The sequence below is a fragment of the Actinoplanes sp. GCM10030250 genome (assembly GCF_042666575.1).
Lineage (GTDB): Bacteria > Actinomycetota > Actinomycetes > Mycobacteriales > Micromonosporaceae > Actinoplanes.
Window position 1 is genome coordinate 180,170 of the sequence record NZ_JBHTDO010000013.1, and the last position, 16,961, is coordinate 197,130.

The window sequence follows — 16,961 nt, forward strand, 5'->3', positions numbered from 1 at the left end:
CTCGCCGCGAGGGAAGGGGAAACGCGAGCATAATCCGCATATGAATGAACATGTCGACCAGGTGCTCGGGCCCACCGACGACACCGTGAGCTTCATCCAGGCGCGGGGCATGTTCTACGTGACCACCCTCTGGGTGATGGCCGCCTGCTGGGTGCCGATGCTCGCCATCTCGATGCTGATCAAGATGGCCGCCGGGTACCGGCCGGGCGGTGGCGACATCGTGGTGTACGCGGAGGCCACCCTCGTCGTCCCGGCGGTGGTGTCGGGGCTGGTGCTGCTGCTGTTCTGGCGCCGGCTGGGCTGGCTGCACACGTCGGTGCACGGGATCGACTTCGCCGCGACCGGCCGGCGCCCGGTGCACCTGCCCTGGTCCGGCATCGGGTCGGTGGCGCTGCACGGGTGGGGCCCGTTCACCGAGCTGATCGTCACGCCGGTGGCCGAGGACTACGTGACCGTGCTGCCCGGTAAGGGCGGTCCTCCGCGGGTGCGGCGGCGGGGTGCCGAGGTCGCGTACGTGGTGGACGTCGGCCTGATGTCGCCCGGGCCGGAGGTTCTGCTCGCCGAACTCCACAGACGCGTGCCCAGCAAGGTCTGAGGCCTGCTGATCACCCTGGCGTGTTGACAGCGCTCGTGGTGGCGTCTAGCTTTTAACCAGTCCGTTAATTAACGGGAGGGTTAAATGACCGATCGGTTGAGCGTGATCTTCGCGGCTCTCGCCGACCCGACGCGGCGTGCCATCCTGGCGCGGCTCGCCGAGGGTGAGGCGACGGTGACCGAGCTCGCTGAGCCGTTCGACATCAGCCTTCCGGCGATCTCCCGGCACCTGAAGGTGCTGGAGAACGCGGGCCTGATCTCCCGCAGCCGCTCCGCGCAGTGGCGATCCAGCCGCCTGGAGGCCGCGCCGCTGCGCGAGGCCACCGCGTGGATGGATCGTTATCGCCGGTTCTGGGACGACAACTTCGCCCGCCTCGACGCCCACCTCAGACGCCTCCAGGAGGAGAAGCAATGACCGAGCTCGTGATCACCCGCATCTTCGACGCGCCCCGCGAAATGGTCTACCGCGCGTTCACCGACCCCGACCAGATCGCCGCCTGGTTCGGCCCGGTCGGCTGGTCGGTGCCCCGCGACACCGTCGACCTCGACGTGCGCCAGGGCGGGCACCAGCGCTTCGCCATGGTCAACGACGACGACCCCACCATGACCTCCCCGGTCGACGCCACGTTCGTCGAGGTCATCGAGAACGAGCTGCTCGTCGGCGAGGAGTCGGTCGCCCACATCCCCGAGTTCGGTGCCGAGGTGCTCCGGATGCGCATCGAGTTCTTCGACGAGGAGGGTGGCCGGACCCGCCTGGTCCTCACCCAGACACCGTTCCCGGAGCCGATGGCCGAGGGCGCCCGCGAGGGCTGGGGCTCCAGCTTCACCAAGCTCGACAAGATCCTCGCCGGCTGAAGCCCACGCGGGTCATGACTCCTTGATCACATGCGTGAGCGCCGGCCGGGTCGGTGGTGAGCCGCTCGGCCGGCGCTCGTGCACGTTGTGGTGCGTTGGTTGCGGGTGCCGGGGGCTGGGTGGGGTCAGTCGTGGGCGATGGCGCCCAGGACGTTGAGGCGGGCGGCGCGGATGGCGGGTGCGACGGCGGCGATGACGCCGACCAGGGCGGCCAGGCCGAGGTAGGTGCCCATGCGGGCCCACGGCAGGACGATCTGGGTGATGCCGTCGTTCTCCAGGGCGTGTGCCACGGCGCTGCCCATGCCGGCACCGACGACGACGCCGAGCAGGGCGCCGAAGACCGAGATGACCACGGCCTCGACGGTGACCATGCGCATGGTCTGTGCGCGGCCGAGGCCCACCGCCCGGAGCAGGCCGAGTTCGCGGGTGCGTTCCAGGACCGACAGGGCGAGGGTGTTGACCACGCCGAGGACGGCGATCAGGATGGCCAGCCCCAGCAGGATCTGGATCATCGTGATGATCTGGTCGAACTGGGCGGCCTGCGCGTTGACGAAGGTCTGCTGGTCGGTGGCGGAGACCTCAGGACTGTCCGCGAGGAGGTCCTTCACCTGCGGCAGCACCGAGGAGACCGCGACGCCGTCGTCGAGGCGGACGAAGCCGAGGACCGGCTGGGTGATGCCGAAGTCCTTGATCGCGGCGGCCGGGAGCACGATGCTGCCGGGCAGGCTGTTCTCCGCGAAGACAAGGGCCACGGTGTACGTGTGCTGCTCACCGCGGGACGCTTGGATCGTCACCTGGGAACCGGTACGCCAGCCCTGCTCGGTAGCCTCCGGTGTGCTGACCGCGATCTGGTTGTCGCGCAGGGCCGGAGCGGTCGTCCCGTAGGCCTGCGCCATGACGGCGAGGTCCTCGCTGGCGGTCACGTACTGCTGCTCCCCGTCGATGGAGACCAGGTCGTTGTAGAGGCCGGCGGAGGCGCGTACCCCGGAGATCTTCGCGATTTTGTCCACGACGGCCGGGTCGAAGGTCGGCGGGCGCGGACCGTTCTGATCGCCGCTGATCATGATCTGGGCCTTGAGGATCTTGGCAGCCTCGGACTTGAGGCTGCCCTTGGCCGAGTCCATCACCACGGTGACGCCGGTGACCAATGCGATGCCCACCATCAGCGCGGCCGCCGTGATCGCGGTGCGCCGGGGGTTGCGGCCCGAGTTGAGGCGGCCCAGCTTGCCCGGCACGGACCAGGCGAAGAGCCGGCCGAGCAGGGACACCACCGGACGGCTGATCAGCGGGGTGAGCAGGGCGATGCCGAGGAACGTGACCAGGACGCCGCCGAGGATGAGGTAGAGCGTGGCGTCGCCGGCGTCGGCGAACAGGCCCACGCCGAGAGCGGCAGCACCGGCCGAGGTGACCAGGCCGCCGGCCACCGTGATCTTGGTGAGGGGGCGGTCCGGGGTGGCGACGTCCTGCATCGCGGCGACCGGGGCGATCCGCGAGGCGCGCAGGGCGGGCAGCACCGCCGCGACCACCGTCACCAGCACACCGACCAGGAACGAGCTGATCACCGCGGAGAGCGGTACGCCGATCGGCGCCAGGTTCAGCCCGCCGCCGCCCGCGCTGCTGAACAGGGCACCCAGCCCGGCTCCGGCACCGACGCCCGCGGCCAGGCCGAGGACCGCGGCGATCAGGCCGACGATCACGGCCTCGACCAGCACCGAGTTGATCACCTGGCGGCGGCTCGCGCCCATCGCCCGGAGCAGGGCGAGCTCCCGGGTGCGCTGGGCCACCACGATCGAGAAGGTGTTCAGGATCAGGAAGATCCCCACGAACAGGGCGATTCCCGCGAAACCGAGCAGGATCTGGTTGAAGAAGCCGAGGCCCTCCTTGATGCTCGCCGAGTTCTCCGCGGCCAGCTGCTCACCGGTACGCACCTGGTAGTCGCCGCCGAGCACCGGGGCGAGCCGGTCCCGCAGCTCGTCCGGGCTCACGCCGTCGGCCGTGCGCACGGTCACCGAGGTGAAGACGTCCTTCTCGCCGAGCATGAGCTCCTGGGCGACCGGTGTGGTGAACGCGACCTCCTGGAGGCCGCCGATGCTGTCCCGATCGCCGGCGTAACCCCAGATGCCGACCAGGGTGAACTCGCGCTTCGGCTGCTGGGTGAGCACCGGTACGCGATCACCGATCCGGTAGCCGGACAGCTCGGCGGTGGTCGCGTTCATGGCGATCTCGCCGGCTGCGTCGGGGCCCCGGCCGTCCCGCAGCTGCAGGAACTCGTCGGTGCCGGTCCAATTGGAGCCGATGCGGGGCGGGCCCATCGAGGTGAGCACCTTGCCGTCGGAGCCGATCACCCGGGCGCCATCCGTGTCGACACGGCCGGTGGCTGACCGTACGCCCGCCTGGCTCTTGATCTTGTCCACGACCGACGCCGGCAGCGGCGCGGCGACCTCCTCACCCTCGAACTCGGCGACCTCGATCTTGGGTTTCGCGGAGACCGAGACGTCGGTCGTCGAGTAGGCGTCCGCGAAGATCGAGTCGAACGTGCGGTTGAGCGTGTCGGTGAGCACCAGCGCGCCCGACACGAACATCACCCCGAGCACCACGGCCAGGCCGGAGAGGATGAGTCGCAGCTTGCGGGCGAGCAGGCTCTTCAGCGTGGCGCGCAACATCAGAGCATCACCGGGGCGGTGTCGAGACGCTTCATCGTGTCCAGCACGGTCTCGGCGGTCGGGTTCGCCAGCTCGTCGACGATCGCGCCGTCGGCCAGGAAGACCACCCGGTCGGCGTACCCGGCGGCGACCGGATCGTGGGTGACCATCACGATGGTCTGGCCGTGCGCACGCACGCTGTCCCGCAGGAACGAGAGCACCTCGGCGCCGGAGCGCGAGTCCAGGTTGCCGGTCGGCTCGTCGGCGAAGACGACGTCCGGGCGGCCCATCAGCGCCCGCGCGCACGCCACCCGCTGCTGCTGACCGCCGGAGAGCTGGCTGGGCCGGTGCTTGAGCCGGTCCTCCAGGCCCACGGTCTTGATCACGGTGTCCCACCAGTGCGGGTCCGGCTTGCGGCCGGCGATGTCCAGCGGCAGCCTGATGTTCTCCGCGGCGCTCAGCGTCGGCAGCAGGTTGAACTGCTGGAAGATGAAGCCGATCCGGTCCCGGCGCAGCCGTGTCAGCGCCTTGTCACCGAGCTTGCTGATCTCGGTACCGCCGATGTGCACGGTCCCGCGGTCGACCGTGTCCAGCCCGGCCAGGCAGTGCATCAGTGTCGACTTGCCACTGCCGGACGGCCCCATGATCGCCGTGAACCGGCCGCGGCCGAAATCCGCGCTGACCCCCCGCAGCGCGGTGACCTGGGCCTCACCCGATCCGTAGATCTTCCAGACCTCGTCCGCCCGCGCGGCCACTCCACCGCCGGTCTCCGTCGCTGTCACGTCTCCCCCTCGTAAGCCTCTGTGGTCCGGCCGGGACGTGGACGCCCCGGCCGGCCAGCTCAGTGTTGCGGCGGTCCGGGCCGGAAACGTCAGCCCGGCGGGGGAGCGCGGACGGAGATTTCGCTGAGGGTGACCACCCACGCCGGCTCAGGGACACCCCCGAGGTGACGTTTCGTCGACAGCCCGGATTGGTATGCACGTCTACCGTGGAATCCCCGTCCTGGAGGGCCGCATGCGACGTCTCCTGCCCCTGCTGACCGCTGCCCTGCTCACCGCGGGCCTCACCGCCGGGTGCCTCGCCCCGGTCGAGGACGACCCCGGCCAGGGCCCCGCCACCGCACCCGGTCGCACCACCGGCGAGGCCGTCGATCCCGAGGACGGAACAGACACTCCGGAGGAGTTCACCCGCGACATCCGCGGCGCGCAGGCGGTCGCCGACGCCTACTGGGGCGAGAGCCTCGGCGCCGGCTTCGAGCCGGTCCGGCAGCTGATTCCGTACGAGCGAAGCGGCGAAGTGGACTGCGGTGGAGAACCACTGCCCCGGAACAACGCGGTGTACTGCTCGGCGGGTGACTTCATCGCGTACGACGTGAACTGGGCGTACGCGGCGTTCCAGCAGGTCGGTGACGCGTTCGTGTACTACCTGCTCGGGCATGAGTACGCGCACGGCATTCAGGCGCGGCTCGGCATTCAGAAGCAGTTCACCATCGAGCAGGAGTTGCAGGCCGACTGCATGGCGGGGGCGTACATCGGGGACAAGGCCCGCGACGGTGACCTGGTCATGGACGAGGGTGACACCAAGGAACTCGCCGAAGGGCTGGCGGCGGTCGGCGACGAGCCGGGGCAGCCGTGGTTCGCGGAGGGGTCGCACGGGACGGCTGAGCAGCGGATGGACTCGTTCACCAACGGTTACCAGAACTCGCTGTCGAGCTGCGGGCTCTGAGCTGCCTCTGCTCGGGGTTGCTACGTCCGTCCCATTCCGGGGTTGCTGCGTCCGTCTCATTCCGGGGTTGCTGCGTCCGTCTCATTCCGGGGTTGCTGCGTCCGTCCCATTCCGGGGTTGCTACGTCCGTCACATTCGATCGGCCCGGAGCGCGGACCCGGCGCAGAATGGGCGCGGCGGATCGACCTGGGGGGCTGTTCTGGACGCCGTACTCTTCGACATGGACGGCACGCTCGTCGACAGTGAGCGGGTGTGGGGCATGGCGCTCGGCGAGCTGGCGGTCCGGGCCGGCGGCACGCTTTCCGAGACGGCGCGGCTCGCGATGGTCGGGACCAGCATGGCGGTCAGCATGCGGGTGTTCCGCGACGATCTCGGCCAGCCGGACCGGCCCGAGGAACCCGACGTCGCCTGGCTGATCGATCGGGTCTGCGAACTGTTCACCGAGGGTCTGGTGTGGCGGCCCGGTGCGGCCGAGCTGCTGGCGGCGGTACGGGCGGCGGGGATTCCCACGGCTCTGGTGACGTCGACCGGGCGGCGGCTCGTGGAGGTAGCGCTGAAGACCCTCGGCGCGGAGAACTTCGACGTGGTCGTCTGCGGTGACGAGGTGACCCGGCCCAAGCCGGACCCGGAGCCGTATCTTCTGGCCGCCTCGCTGCTCGGGGTGCCGGTCGGGCGGTGCGTGGCGATCGAGGACTCGGCCAGCGGCATGGCCAGTGCTGTCGCGGCGGGTGCGGTGGTGCTCGCGGTGCCGGCTGAGCTGGAGTTGCCGCCTACGGACGGCGTGCATCTGCGGTCCTCGCTCGTCGGTGTCGACCCCGCCTTCCTCCTCCGCCTCTTCTAACCGGCCCTCGTCCCCGGCTGGCTCTGGGTGCTGCCTCGCGCGGCGGGAGGCACCTCTCACGCCCAGCTGGTTTGCGCGGCTGGACGTGAGCGGGGTGTTTTGGGGCGGGAGGCACCTCTCACGGCCAGCTGGGGGTTGGCGGGGTCAGGTGCCGGGGGTTATCAGGCCGGTTTCGTAGGCGAGGACCACTGCCTGGGTGCGGTCGCGGAGGCGGAGCTTGGTGAGTACGTGGCCGACGTGGGTTTTGACGGTGGTCTCGCTCACCCGCAGGCGGTCGGCGATCTCGGCGTTGGTGCGGCCGCGGGCCACGTGGACGAGGACCTCCCGCTCGCGGCCGGTGAGCGCGTCGAGGCGGGCGGCGCCGTTGTCGGGTTTGTCGGGGAAGGCGGCGGCTACCCGGGTGAGGATACGGGCCAGAAGCGTTGGGGTGATCACTGCTCCGCCGGCTGCCAGTGCTCGGACCGCGGCGACGAGTTCCTCGCGGGGGGCGTCTTTGCACAGGTAGCCGGTGGCTCCGGCGGCTATCGCGGCCAGAATTTCGTCGTTGCTGTCGCGGACGGTCAGGATCAGTACGCGGACGGGCAGACTCGCCTGGGTGATCGCCCGCGTCACGGCGAGGCCGTCGGTGCGGGGGAGTGTCAGGTCGGCGATCAGTACGTCGGGCAGGAGGCGGCGGGTCAGTTCGATCGCTTCCACGCCGTCGGCGGCTTCCCCGGCCACCACGATCTCGGCTTCCGGCGACGGGGTGCCGGGAGCCGGGCTGTTGGCCGCGGTCAGGATCGCGCGCAGGCCGGCGCGTTGCAGGGGCGCCGGATCCGCGATCAGGACGCGCAGCGGTCTCATCCCCGCATTGTCCGATGCGAGGCCAAATCGGTGGTGCCCGCGGTCGGATGACGAGACGTGGGCGTCAGTTGAGGGTGGCGTCTCGGCGGGAGGTGGAGAGGCGGTCGGGTTCGGAGTCTGGTTCGGAGTCGGGGGTGAAGGGGGTGGTGGGTGCGGTTTCCGGGAAGGGCGGGGGAGTGCCGCCGAACTCGGGGCAGAGTGCCTGGTGACTGCACCAGCCGCAGAGACGGCTGGGCTTGGGGCGGAAGTCGCGGTCGCGTTTGGCGCGTTCGATGGCGTCGGAGAGGGCGATCAGGGTGCGTTCGAAACGTTCGAGCTCGGCGGCCTCGGGGCTGTAGTCGCAGACCTCGGCGTCCTTGAGGTAGAGCAGGCGCAGGACTCGCGGGACGATGCCGCGGGTGCGCCAGAGCACCAGGGCGTAGAACTTCAGCTGGAACAGGGCCCGGCCCTCGAACGCCTCGCGCGGTGCGCCGCCGGTTTTGTAGTCGACGACGCGCATGTCGCCGGCGGGGGAGACGTCGAGGCGGTCGATGTAACCGCGGAGCAGGAGCTCGTCGCCGATCAGGGTGGAGATCAGGGTTTCGCGCTCGGCGGGCTGGAGGCGCTGCGGGTCCTCGACGGCGAAGTAGCCGGTGAGCAGGTTGCCGGCGCCGGCCAGGAACGCGGCGATGCGGGCGGCCTCGGCGCCGCCGGGAATGTCGATGAGAGCCTGCTGGCCGGTCGCGTCGGCCTCCGCGGCAACGGCCGCCGGGTCACGCACCAGCCCGGCGTCGCCGGGTGCGGCGGAAGCGGCGTCAGCGGACGGGCCGGCGGGAGGGGTGGCGGGGTCGGCGAAGAGGGTGGCCAGGGCGGGCTCCTGGTCGAGCAGGCGGCGCCACTCGGGCTCGACGAGCGCGACCGCGGCCTCGGGGGTGCGCTCGGCGGCGGGCAGGTCGAACAGGCGCTCCAGGACGGCGTGGACGAGGGTGCCGCGGACCTGGTCGGCTGACGGGCTCTCGGGGAGCTTGTCGATGGTGCGGAAGCGGAACAGCAGCGGGCAGGTCTTGAAGTCGGCGGCCCGTGACGGCGAGAGCGAGGGCCCGGCCGGTGCCTCCGGGCGCCGGGCGCGCGGGGCGGGGACCTGACCGGTGGGGACCTGACCTGCCGGGCCGGCCGGTGGCTGGGGGGCGGAGGCCGGTTGGGCGGTCATGGGAATGGGGGCCGTCATGTCAGAAAGGCTAGGCCAGGGGTACGACGAAAAAGCCGGGGTGGGTCCCGCAGCTGTCGTGTCCGTAGCATCGGACGCGTGGAGGAGAGGCGAGCGTCGCAGGATCGCGCACCGCGGGATCCGCGTCCGCCGGGTGCCGGCCGGCCGGTCGGGCGGGTGCTGGGCATCCCGGTGCATGCGAACGCGTCGATGGTATTGCTCGCTGTGCTGGTCACCGTGGTGTACGGGAACTACGCCCGGACGGAGTTGAATCTGGGCGACCCGTGGGCGTACCTCGTGGGGCTTGGCTTTGTGATTTGTCTTCTTGGTTCGGTCCTGCTGCACGAGCTGGGCCACGCGCTGACCGCGCGGCGCTTCGGAATCGGCGTGCGGCGGATCACTCTGGAGCTGCTGAGCGGCTGGACGGAGATGGACCGCGACGCGCCCACCCCGCGTGTCGACGCCCTGGTGTCGCTGGCCGGTCCGGCGGTGTCGCTGGTGCTCGGCGCGATCGCGACGGGTGCCGCGCTGCTGATGCCGGAGCGGACCGTGCCCGGGCAGATCGCGTTCCAGCTGGCGGTGAGCAACGTGCTGGTGGCGGTCTTCAACGTGCTGCCGGGCCTCCCGCTGGACGGTGGCCGGGCGTTGCGCGCGGCGCTCTGGGCGGTGCTGAAGGACCGGAATCGGGCAACCGAGGTGGCCGGCTGGGCGGGCCGGATCCTGGCGGTGCTGACAGCGGCGACGGTGTTCTTCCTCTACCAGATCGGGGTGCTGACCGTTTTCGGTCTCGTCTTCGTTCTGCTGGTGGTGCTGACGCTCTGGCAGGGTGCCGGTCAGTCGATCCGGCTGGGCCGGATGACCCGGCGGTTCCCGCTGATCGATCTGGGCCGGCTGGCGCGACCGGTGCTCGCGGTGCCGGCCGGGACACCGCTCGGTGAGGCGCAGCGGCGGCGGGCCGAGGACCCGCGGCCGGACGTGGTGCTCGCTGTCGCCGACTCGGCGGGTAGCCTCACCGCACTGGTCGACCCGGTCGCCGCCGAGCGGGTGCCGGTCGACCGGCGGCCCTGGGTGAGCGTGGAGAGCGTGGCCCGATCGAGGGACGCGCTGACCACCCTGCCGCTCGGGCTGACCGGGGAGCAGGTGGTCCGGGCGTTGCAGGCGCACCCGGGTGCGCACTACCTGGTGACCGCAGGCGAGGATGTCGTGGGCGTTCTGCGGGTCGCCGACGTGGCCGCCGTGCTCGAACCGCGGCGTGCCGCACCGAGCCCGCGAAGCGACAACACCTGACCCGCGAAGCGACACCCGACCCGCGAAGCGACACCTGACCCGCGAAGCGACACCTGAGAGAAGATCAGTGACCACAATTCCCGTTCCCGCCGTCGACCAGCCGCTGCCCGCCCACCGCGGGCCGTTCCGGGAGGGGGACCGTGTCCAGCTCACCGACCCGAAAGGGCGGATGCACACGATCGTGCTGGAACCCGGCAAGGCGTTCCACACCCACCGCGGCGCCCTGGAGCACGACGCGCTGATCGGGCTGCCGGACGGCAGTGTCATCACGGCGACCAGCGGTACGGCGTACCTCGCTCTGCGTCCCCTGCTCTCCGACTACGTCCTGTCGATGCCGCGCGGTGCGCAGGTCATCTACCCGAAGGACGCGGCGCAGATCGTCGCCATGGGTGACGTCTTCCCGGGGGCGAAGGTGCTGGAGGCCGGTGCCGGTTCCGGTGCGCTGACCTGCTCGCTGCTGCGGGCCGTCGGCAGCACCGGTGAGGTGCACAGCTACGAGCTGCGCGACGACTTCGCCGTGATCGCCCGCAAGAACGTCGAGGCCTTCTTCGGCGGACCGCACCCGGCCTGGCACCTGCACAACGGTGACGTGGCGGGCAACAAGATCACCGGGTTCGACCGGATCGTCCTGGACATGCTCACCCCGTGGGAGGCGCTCGAGATGGTCGAGCGGTCGCTGGTGCCCGGCGGTGTCTTCATCGGGTACGTGGCCACCACCCCTCAGCTGTCCGAGCTGGTCGAGGCGCTGCGCGAACGGGGCGGCTGGACCGAGCCGCGGGCCTGGGAGTCGCTGGTCCGCGACTGGCACGCCGACGGCCTGGCGGTCCGGCCGGATCACCGGATGATCGCGCACACCGCCTTCCTGGTGTCGGCGCGCAAGCTCGCGCCGGGCGTCACGGCACCGCCGCGGCGCCGCAAACCGAGCAAGGGCGCTGAGGCGTACGCGGCACGCAAGGCGACCCTGGCCGCACTCGCCGCCCAGCGCGAGGAACCCGCCGAGCCGCTCGCCGAGTCGCCTGCCGAGTCGCTCGCCGAGTCGCCCGTCATCGCTCAGAGTGAGGAACCCGCGGAACCGGCTTTCACCGCTCAGCGCGAGGAACCGGCCGCGCGGCGCGAGGAACCCACCGGGGAGTGACCGTCACCGCTGGAGTCCGGTAGGTTCCGGTAGGGCTGATTGGGAGGGCAGGGGTGGGCGCGATGAGTTCTCCGCCGTTCGGCGGCAGCAACGAGATGCCGGCGGTGTTCCCCGACTGGTCGCCCTACCCGGACCTGGACTCGGCGGCCCGGGCCTACCTGCGAGACCCCGACGTGGCCCTGGAGGCGCTGTTCGGGGTGCTGCGGGGCGCCTCTGTGCTGTGTTTCACCCTGGAGCGGTTCGTCAACGAGGTGAACGGCGTCTGGCAGGAGGTCGTGGTCTGCGACGGCAGCCGGCTGGTCCTGTGGCACGGCGAGGATGTGGCACCGGGTGACGGGCCGGTCGGCGCGATGACCTCCTCCCTGCGGGTGGTTCCGCTGTCAACGGTCACCGAGGTGGGCTGCCGCCGGCGCCTGACGCGGACGCCGAACGGGCAGGCCCGGGTCGACAGCATCGACGTCTACCTGCTGCTCAGCTCGGTCGACGACGCCGTGCCCCCGCCCGGTGTCGGCGAGGAGGAGGGTCGCGCCCCGCTGCGCCACGACGCGCTGCGGTTCGGCAAGACCCTGGACGACGGCGGCCCCGGTCAGATCGGGCGTCTTGAGGAGTTCTCCAGGGTGGTGGCGTCCCTCGTGGGCCGCCCCACCCTGTAGTTCCCTCAGATTCACTCCATCGCGTCGGGGCCGGCGACCGCGACGTCGTCGGAGGCCCGCACGACGTGGATGCAGTCGCCGGGGCACTCCTTCGCCGAGTCGATGACCTCGAGCAACAGGCGAGCCGGCACGCCGGCGCGGATCCCGGGCGCCTGCAACAGCTCGCCCTCGTCACCTTTTACGTACGCCAGGCCGTCGATGTCCAGCTCGAACACTTCTGGGGCGTACTGCGCACAGAGGCCGTCACCGGTGCACAAGTCCTGATCTATCCAGACCTGCAGCTCATCAGTGTCCGCCGCCACATCTACCTCCCACAACTGGTCCGGCCCGACGGTACCCGAACACTGTCCGACCGGCTCAGTGGCGTTCGTTCCAATCGATCAAGAGTCGGTGACGAGGGTGTTGCATGGGTCGAAAACCGCCTCGCAACAGCTAGTGTTATCCCAAGACGTTCGAGCCCCCCGGGGAGGTGGGACGTGGCACGTAGCGACGAAGCGGACTCCCGCGCCGCACGATGGGAGAAGGAAGCCAACGATCTCTCGAGCCAGGTTGCGTTCCTGCAAGAGGAACTCGCCCTGGTCCGGAGGAAGTTGACGGAGAGCCCCCGACACGTCCGGCAGCTTGAGGAACGGCTCGCGGCAACGCAGGCGCAGCTGGCCCGAGTGACCGAGAACAACGAGCGGCTCGTGGCGACCCTCAAGGAAGCCCGGGCCCAGATCGTCACTCTCAAGGAAGAGATTGACCGGCTCGCCCAGCCGCCCAGCGGTTACGGCGTGTTCCTGACAGCGCACGAGGACGGCACGGTGGACGTGTTCACCGGCGGGCGCAAGCTCCGTGTGGCGGTCTCGCCGTCACTGGCCGTCGAGGAGCTCCAGCGGGGCCAGGAGGTCCTGCTCAACGACGCGCTCAACGTGGTCGACGCGTTCGGCTTCGAGCGGTCCGGTGAGGTCGTCCTGCTCAAGGAGGTCCTGGCCGGCCCGGACGGAGCGCTCGGTGACCGGGCGCTGGTGGTCTCGCACGCCGACGAGGAACGCATCGTGTTCCTTGCCGACTCCCTCGAGATCAGCAAGCTGCGCGCCGGTGACTCGCTCATGATCGAACCCCGTTCGGCGTACGCCTACGAGCGCATTCCGAAGAGCGAGGTCGAGGAGCTCGTCCTCGAGGAGGTCCCCGACGTCGACTACACCGACATCGGCGGGCTGCACTCGCAGATCGAGCAGATCCGCGACGCGGTGGAGCTGCCGTTCCTGCACGCCGACCTCTTCCGGGAGCACCAGCTGCGCCCGCCGAAGGGCATCCTGCTCTACGGCCCGCCCGGCTGTGGCAAGACCCTCATCGCCAAGGCGGTGGCCAACTCGCTGGCGAAGAAGATCGCCGAGCGGCGCGGCGAGGAGAAGCACACCAGCTACTTCCTCAACATCAAGGGCCCGGAGCTGCTGAACAAGTATGTGGGTGAGACCGAGCGGCACATCCGCCTGGTCTTCCAGCGGGCTCGGGAGAAGGCCGGCGAAGGCACGCCGGTGATCGTGTTCTTCGACGAGATGGACTCGATCTTCCGGACCCGTGGCTCCGGTGTCTCCAGTGACGTGGAGAACACCATCGTTCCCCAGCTCCTCAGCGAGATCGACGGCGTCGAGGGCCTGGAGAACGTGATCGTCATCGGCGCCTCCAACCGGGAAGACATGATCGACCCGGCCATCCTGCGCCCCGGACGTCTCGACGTGAAGATCAAGATCGAGCGCCCGGACGCCGAGGCCGCGAAGGACATCTTCGCCAAGTACATCCTGGCCGACCTGCCGCTGAGCGGGGACGACCTGACCGAGCACGGCGGCAACCGTGACGCCACGGTGGCTGCCATGATCGAGGCGGTCGTGCTCCGGATGTACACGGAGACCGAGGAGAACCGCTTCCTCGAGGTCACCTACGCCAACGGTGACAAGGAAGTTCTGTACTTCAAGGACTTCAACTCCGGCGCGATGATCCAGAACATCGTGGACCGCGGCAAGAAGATGGCGATCAAGGAGTTCCTCACCTCCGGCAAGAAGGGCCTCCGGCTGCAGCACCTGCTCGACAGCTGCGTCGACGAGTTCCGGGAGAACGAGGACCTGCCCAACACCACCAACCCCGACGACTGGGCCCGCATCTCCGGCAAGAAGGGCGAGCGGATCGTCTACATCCGCACGCTCGTCTCCGGCGGCAAGGGCGCCGAGGCCGGCCGGTCCATCGAGACCGCCAGCAACACCGGCCAGTACCTGTAAGGAACGTCCGGCAGGGGCGGAGGGGTTTCCCTCCGCCCCTGCTGTCGTTCACCCCTGTGTGCGCACCGGACCCCGCCCCACCGGACCCCGCCTGGCCTGGCTCGACGCCCTGCGCGGGTATGCGGCGGTGGTCGTCGCCCTGTTCCATCTGAGCCCGGTGGTGCTCGGTTCTCCCCGGCACCTCGACGTCTACCGGCAGTTCGATCTCGGCAAATACGGCGTCCTGCTCTTTTTTCTCGTCAGCGGATACGTGATCCCGATGTCGCTGGAGCGGCACGGCTCGCTGCGCCGGTTCTGGATCGGCCGGATCTTCCGGATCTATCCCGCCTATCTGTTCACCATCGTGATCGCCTTCGGACTCGCGGCGGCGGGGCTGTACCGGCTGCCGGAGCAAGTCGGTACCGAGACCACCACGACCGTTCTCGGACACGCCACGATGCTGGTGGACCTGCTGGGCGTACGCGGGATCGTCCGGCCGTTCTGGACGCTCTCCTTCGAGATGCTGTTCTACCTCGTGGTGGCGGGACTGTTCGCGTGGCGGTGGCACCGGGCCAGTGCCTGGTGGGCGGCGGGCCTGACGATCGTCGCGCTGGCCGGCGGCGGGCTGCCGGGTGACCTGCTGGGCGCCACGGCGGGGCAGCGGCGGATCACCGCTGCCGTGGTCGCTGTCCTGATGGCGGTGAGCTTTTCCGCGTACCTCATGGGTCGTCTGCGTCTCGCACCGGTGGCCGGCGCCCTGGGCATCTGCCTGGTCTTTCTCGTCGTGGCCAACGGCCACGCCACCCATTTCGTGACCAGCGCGTCCTCGGCTCAGGCCGCGCTGATGCTCGCGGTGATGTTCGCCGGGACCGTGATCCACCGCGTTCAGCACCGGCAGATCGGGCGGTTCGGCGCGGTGGCGGCCCTGATGCTGGTCTTCGCCGGCGTGGCCCTGCACCAATGGGCCGGCACCGGCACCGGGCTGCTGCGCTGGACGGTGATGGCGGGTGCGGTGAGCGGCACGTTCGCGATCGCCTTCGCGCTGCGCCACCGTCGTGTGCCGGTCGTGCTGACCTGGCTCGGCGCGGTGAGCTACTCGCTCTACCTGCTGCACCTGCTCGTCCTCGGCCTCGCCGTGCGCCTCTCCGGCGATCCCGCGATCATCGTGGCGGCCTTCGCGGGGGGAACGCTTTCGGTCGCCTGGCTTGCCCACCGATGGGTGGAACTGCCCGGGCAGGCGCTCGGCCGCCGGATCGGGGAGCGCTTTCCGGTGATCAACATTGCCACCCAAGGTGGCACGCCGCGCACAAGCGGCTTCGGAAAGCAACGTGAGAGCGTCTAGGCTCGATGCATGAGCAGGCTTGGCTTCGTGGCGGACAGGGTGGTCGCATGAGCGTTCGACGGATTATGGGGACCGAGGTCGAATATGGGATTTCGGTGCCCGGCCAGCCCGGTGCCAACCCGATGGTCACCTCGTCGCAGGTGGTCAACGCCTACGGCGCCCGCCCGGAACTGACCCGGGGCGGCCGTGCGCGCTGGGACTACGAGGAGGAGTCGCCGCTGCGCGACGCCCGCGGTTTCACCTACTCCGGTGCCGCCTACGACCCGGCCGAAGCCCTCGCCGACGAGGACCTGGGCCTGGCGAACGTAATACTGACCAACGGTGCCCGCCTCTACGTCGACCACGCTCACCCGGAATACAGCACCCCCGAGTGCACCAACCCGCTCGACGTCGTCAAGTGGGACAAGGCAGGCGAACGGGTCATGGCCGAGGCGTCCCGCCGCGCCGCCACCATCCCGGGCGCCCACCGGATTCAGCTCTACAAGAACAACACCGACAACAAGGGCGCATCGTACGGGTCGCACGAGAACTACCTGATGCGCAGGCAGACCGCCTTCGCCGACATCGTGGCCCACCTGACGCCGTTCTTCGTGACCCGGCAGATCTTCACCGGCGTCGGCCGGGTCGGCATCGGCCAAGACGGTACGGGTGCGGGTTTCCAGATCTCCTCGCGCGCCGACTTCTTCGAGGTCGAGGTCGGGCTCGAGACCACCCTCAAGCGGCCGATCATCAACACCCGTGACGAGCCGCACGCCGACGCCGACAAGTACCGGCGGCTGCACGTCATCATCGGCGACGCCAACCTGTCCGAGATCGCCAGCTATCTCAAGATGGGCACCACGGCCCTGGTGCTCAACATGATCGAGGAGAAGGTGTTCACCGGGGAGCTCGGCATCGCCGACCCGGTCTCCGAGCTCAAGGCGGTCAGCCACGACCCGACCCTCAAGCACCTCATGCGGCTCCGCGACGGGCGCCGGCTCACCGCGCTCGACCTGCAGTGGGCCTACTTCGAGCGGGCTCGGCAGTTCGTCGACGAGCGCTACGGCGCCGACATCGACGAGCAGACCGCCGACGTGCTCGACCGCTGGGAGGACGCCCTCGACAAGCTCGGCCGCGACCCGATGCTCTGCTCCGACACCCTCGACTGGGTCGCCAAGCTGCGGCTGCTCGAGGGCTACCGCGACCGCGAGGACCTCGGGTGGTCGTCGCCGAAACTCCAGCTCGTCGACCTTCAGTACTCCGACGTGCGCCCGGAGAAGGGCCTCTACCACCGGCTCGTCGCGCGGGGCTCGATGAAGACCCTGCTCGAGCCGGAGGCCACCGAGCGCGCCATGTACGAGCCGCCGGAGGACACCCGGGCCTACTTCCGGGGCCGCTGCCTCGCGCAGTACGCCTCCGAAGTGGTCGCCGCCAGCTGGGACTCGGTGATCTTCGATGTGGGCCGGGAGTCGCTCGTCCGGGTGCCGATGATGGAACCGGAACGCGGCACGAAGAAGCACGTCGGTGCTCTCTTCGACACCTGTGAGAGTGCGAAGGACCTGCTCGAGGTCATCACCAGCCGCTGAGAAAACAGCCGGACCGGTGGACTGTTTTGTCACAGGCGCGAGGTAGGTTTTTCCCA

The 16,961-nt window shown here is 69.9% G+C and carries 16 protein-coding genes; 11 read left to right on the forward strand and 5 right to left on the reverse strand.

Going from position 1 to position 16,961, the window contains the following annotated elements:
* Nucleotides 1-40 precede the first annotated feature (40 nt).
* The 3 genes from ACFQV6_RS19070 (at nucleotide 41) to ACFQV6_RS19080 (ending at nucleotide 1,449) form a co-directional block, all read left to right on the forward strand.
* On the forward strand, nucleotides 41-595 hold the full coding sequence (locus ACFQV6_RS19070; RefSeq protein WP_378028843.1) for a hypothetical protein: 555 nt from the start codon (nucleotides 41-43) through the stop codon (nucleotides 593-595).
* Between the two features lie 84 nt (nucleotides 596-679).
* Nucleotides 680-1,009: an ArsR/SmtB family transcription factor gene (locus tag ACFQV6_RS19075; protein WP_378028844.1), complete on the forward strand. Its 330-nt coding sequence runs from the start codon at nucleotides 680-682 to the stop codon at nucleotides 1,007-1,009.
* Nucleotides 1,006-1,449, forward strand: coding sequence for an SRPBCC domain-containing protein (locus ACFQV6_RS19080; RefSeq protein WP_378028845.1), 444 nt, complete (start codon nucleotides 1,006-1,008; stop codon nucleotides 1,447-1,449). Before ACFQV6_RS19075 ends, ACFQV6_RS19080 begins: the two co-directional genes overlap by 4 nt.
* Before the next feature lie 125 nt (nucleotides 1,450-1,574).
* Here the strand turns inward: ACFQV6_RS19080 and ACFQV6_RS19085 are convergent, their stop codons facing one another.
* Nucleotides 1,575-4,112 carry an ABC transporter permease gene (locus ACFQV6_RS19085; RefSeq protein ID WP_378028846.1) on the reverse strand — a complete coding sequence of 846 codons (2,538 nt, stop codon included), beginning with the start codon at nucleotides 4,110-4,112 and terminating at the stop codon, nucleotides 1,575-1,577.
* A complete protein-coding gene (locus ACFQV6_RS19090) occupies nucleotides 4,112-4,873 on the reverse strand; it encodes an ABC transporter ATP-binding protein (RefSeq protein WP_378028847.1) in 762 nt (253 codons plus the stop codon). The genes ACFQV6_RS19085 and ACFQV6_RS19090 overlap by 1 nt, the downstream gene beginning before the upstream one ends.
* A gap of 232 nt (nucleotides 4,874-5,105) precedes the next feature.
* Between ACFQV6_RS19090 and ACFQV6_RS19095 the strand changes: the two genes are divergently transcribed.
* Nucleotides 5,106-5,816 (forward strand): neutral zinc metallopeptidase, encoded by a 711-nt coding sequence (locus tag ACFQV6_RS19095; protein ID WP_378028848.1) that lies wholly within the window; start codon nucleotides 5,106-5,108, stop codon nucleotides 5,814-5,816.
* Between the two features lie 199 nt (nucleotides 5,817-6,015).
* Nucleotides 6,016-6,657, forward strand: a complete 642-nt coding sequence (locus ACFQV6_RS19100) for an HAD family hydrolase (protein WP_378028874.1) — start codon at nucleotides 6,016-6,018, stop codon at nucleotides 6,655-6,657.
* Nucleotides 6,658-6,801: 144 nt separating this feature from the next.
* On the opposite strand, the gene ACFQV6_RS19105 is transcribed toward ACFQV6_RS19100, so the two are convergent.
* Both ACFQV6_RS19105 and ACFQV6_RS19110 read right to left on the reverse strand, forming a co-directional pair.
* Nucleotides 6,802-7,500, reverse strand: coding sequence for a response regulator (locus tag ACFQV6_RS19105; RefSeq protein ID WP_378028849.1), 699 nt, complete (start codon nucleotides 7,498-7,500; stop codon nucleotides 6,802-6,804).
* Between the two features lie 64 nt (nucleotides 7,501-7,564).
* A complete protein-coding gene (locus tag ACFQV6_RS19110; protein WP_378028875.1) occupies nucleotides 7,565-8,689 on the reverse strand; it encodes a RecB family exonuclease in 1,125 nt (374 codons plus the stop codon).
* 207 nt (nucleotides 8,690-8,896) lie between these two features.
* On the opposite strand from ACFQV6_RS19110, the gene ACFQV6_RS19115 reads away from it, so the two are divergent.
* From ACFQV6_RS19115 to ACFQV6_RS19125, 3 genes are all read left to right on the forward strand, one after another.
* Entirely contained in the window at nucleotides 8,897-9,973 is a 1,077-nt protein-coding gene (locus tag ACFQV6_RS19115; protein ID WP_378028876.1) for a site-2 protease family protein, read from the forward strand.
* Between the two features lie 67 nt (nucleotides 9,974-10,040).
* Nucleotides 10,041-11,108 carry an SAM-dependent methyltransferase gene (locus tag ACFQV6_RS19120; protein ID WP_378028850.1) on the forward strand — a complete coding sequence of 356 codons (1,068 nt, stop codon included), beginning with the start codon at nucleotides 10,041-10,043 and terminating at the stop codon, nucleotides 11,106-11,108.
* Between the two features lie 62 nt (nucleotides 11,109-11,170).
* Nucleotides 11,171-11,761: a hypothetical protein gene (locus ACFQV6_RS19125; RefSeq protein WP_378028851.1), complete on the forward strand. Its 591-nt coding sequence runs from the start codon at nucleotides 11,171-11,173 to the stop codon at nucleotides 11,759-11,761.
* 11 nt (nucleotides 11,762-11,772) lie between these two features.
* Here the strand turns inward: ACFQV6_RS19125 and ACFQV6_RS19130 are convergent, their stop codons facing one another.
* Nucleotides 11,773-12,063 carry a ferredoxin gene (locus ACFQV6_RS19130; protein ID WP_378028852.1) on the reverse strand — a complete coding sequence of 97 codons (291 nt, stop codon included), beginning with the start codon at nucleotides 12,061-12,063 and terminating at the stop codon, nucleotides 11,773-11,775.
* 174 nt (nucleotides 12,064-12,237) lie between these two features.
* Here ACFQV6_RS19130 and arc point away from each other — a divergent pair, with 174 nt between their 5' ends.
* The 3 genes from arc to dop are packed head-to-tail and all read left to right on the forward strand — an operon-like array spanning nucleotide 12,238 to nucleotide 16,905.
* Nucleotides 12,238-14,019: a proteasome ATPase gene (gene arc / locus ACFQV6_RS19135; RefSeq protein WP_378028853.1), complete on the forward strand. Its 1,782-nt coding sequence runs from the start codon at nucleotides 12,238-12,240 to the stop codon at nucleotides 14,017-14,019.
* A gap of 58 nt (nucleotides 14,020-14,077) precedes the next feature.
* On the forward strand, nucleotides 14,078-15,340 hold the full coding sequence (locus ACFQV6_RS19140; RefSeq protein WP_378028854.1) for an acyltransferase family protein: 1,263 nt from the start codon (nucleotides 14,078-14,080) through the stop codon (nucleotides 15,338-15,340).
* A 47-nt stretch (nucleotides 15,341-15,387) separates the two neighbouring features.
* Nucleotides 15,388-16,905 (forward strand): depupylase/deamidase Dop, encoded by a 1,518-nt coding sequence (dop, locus tag ACFQV6_RS19145; protein ID WP_378028855.1) that lies wholly within the window; start codon nucleotides 15,388-15,390, stop codon nucleotides 16,903-16,905.
* Nucleotides 16,906-16,961: the final 56 nt, after the last annotated feature.

What these genes read in the sequence shown, in the direction of transcription:
- ACFQV6_RS19070 (WP_378028843.1), top strand. Translation starts at nt 41, where the DNA reads ATGAATGAACATGTCGACCAGGTGCTCGGGCCCACCGACGACACCGTG.
- ACFQV6_RS19075 (WP_378028844.1), top strand. Translation starts at nt 680, where the DNA reads ATGACCGATCGGTTGAGCGTGATCTTCGCGGCTCTCGCCGACCCGACG.
- ACFQV6_RS19080 (WP_378028845.1), top strand. Translation starts at nt 1,006, where the DNA reads ATGACCGAGCTCGTGATCACCCGCATCTTCGACGCGCCCCGCGAAATG.
- ACFQV6_RS19085 (WP_378028846.1), bottom strand. Translation starts at nt 4,112, where the DNA reads ATGTTGCGCGCCACGCTGAAGAGCCTGCTCGCCCGCAAGCTGCGACTC.
- ACFQV6_RS19095 (WP_378028848.1), top strand. Translation starts at nt 5,106, where the DNA reads ATGCGACGTCTCCTGCCCCTGCTGACCGCTGCCCTGCTCACCGCGGGC.
- ACFQV6_RS19105 (WP_378028849.1), bottom strand. Translation starts at nt 7,500, where the DNA reads ATGAGACCGCTGCGCGTCCTGATCGCGGATCCGGCGCCCCTGCAACGC.
- ACFQV6_RS19110 (WP_378028875.1), bottom strand. Translation starts at nt 8,689, where the DNA reads ATGACCGCCCAACCGGCCTCCGCCCCCCAGCCACCGGCCGGCCCGGCA.
- ACFQV6_RS19115 (WP_378028876.1), top strand. Translation starts at nt 8,897, where the DNA reads ATGGTATTGCTCGCTGTGCTGGTCACCGTGGTGTACGGGAACTACGCC.
- ACFQV6_RS19125 (WP_378028851.1), top strand. Translation starts at nt 11,171, where the DNA reads ATGAGTTCTCCGCCGTTCGGCGGCAGCAACGAGATGCCGGCGGTGTTC.
- dop (WP_378028855.1), top strand. Translation starts at nt 15,388, where the DNA reads ATGAGCGTTCGACGGATTATGGGGACCGAGGTCGAATATGGGATTTCG.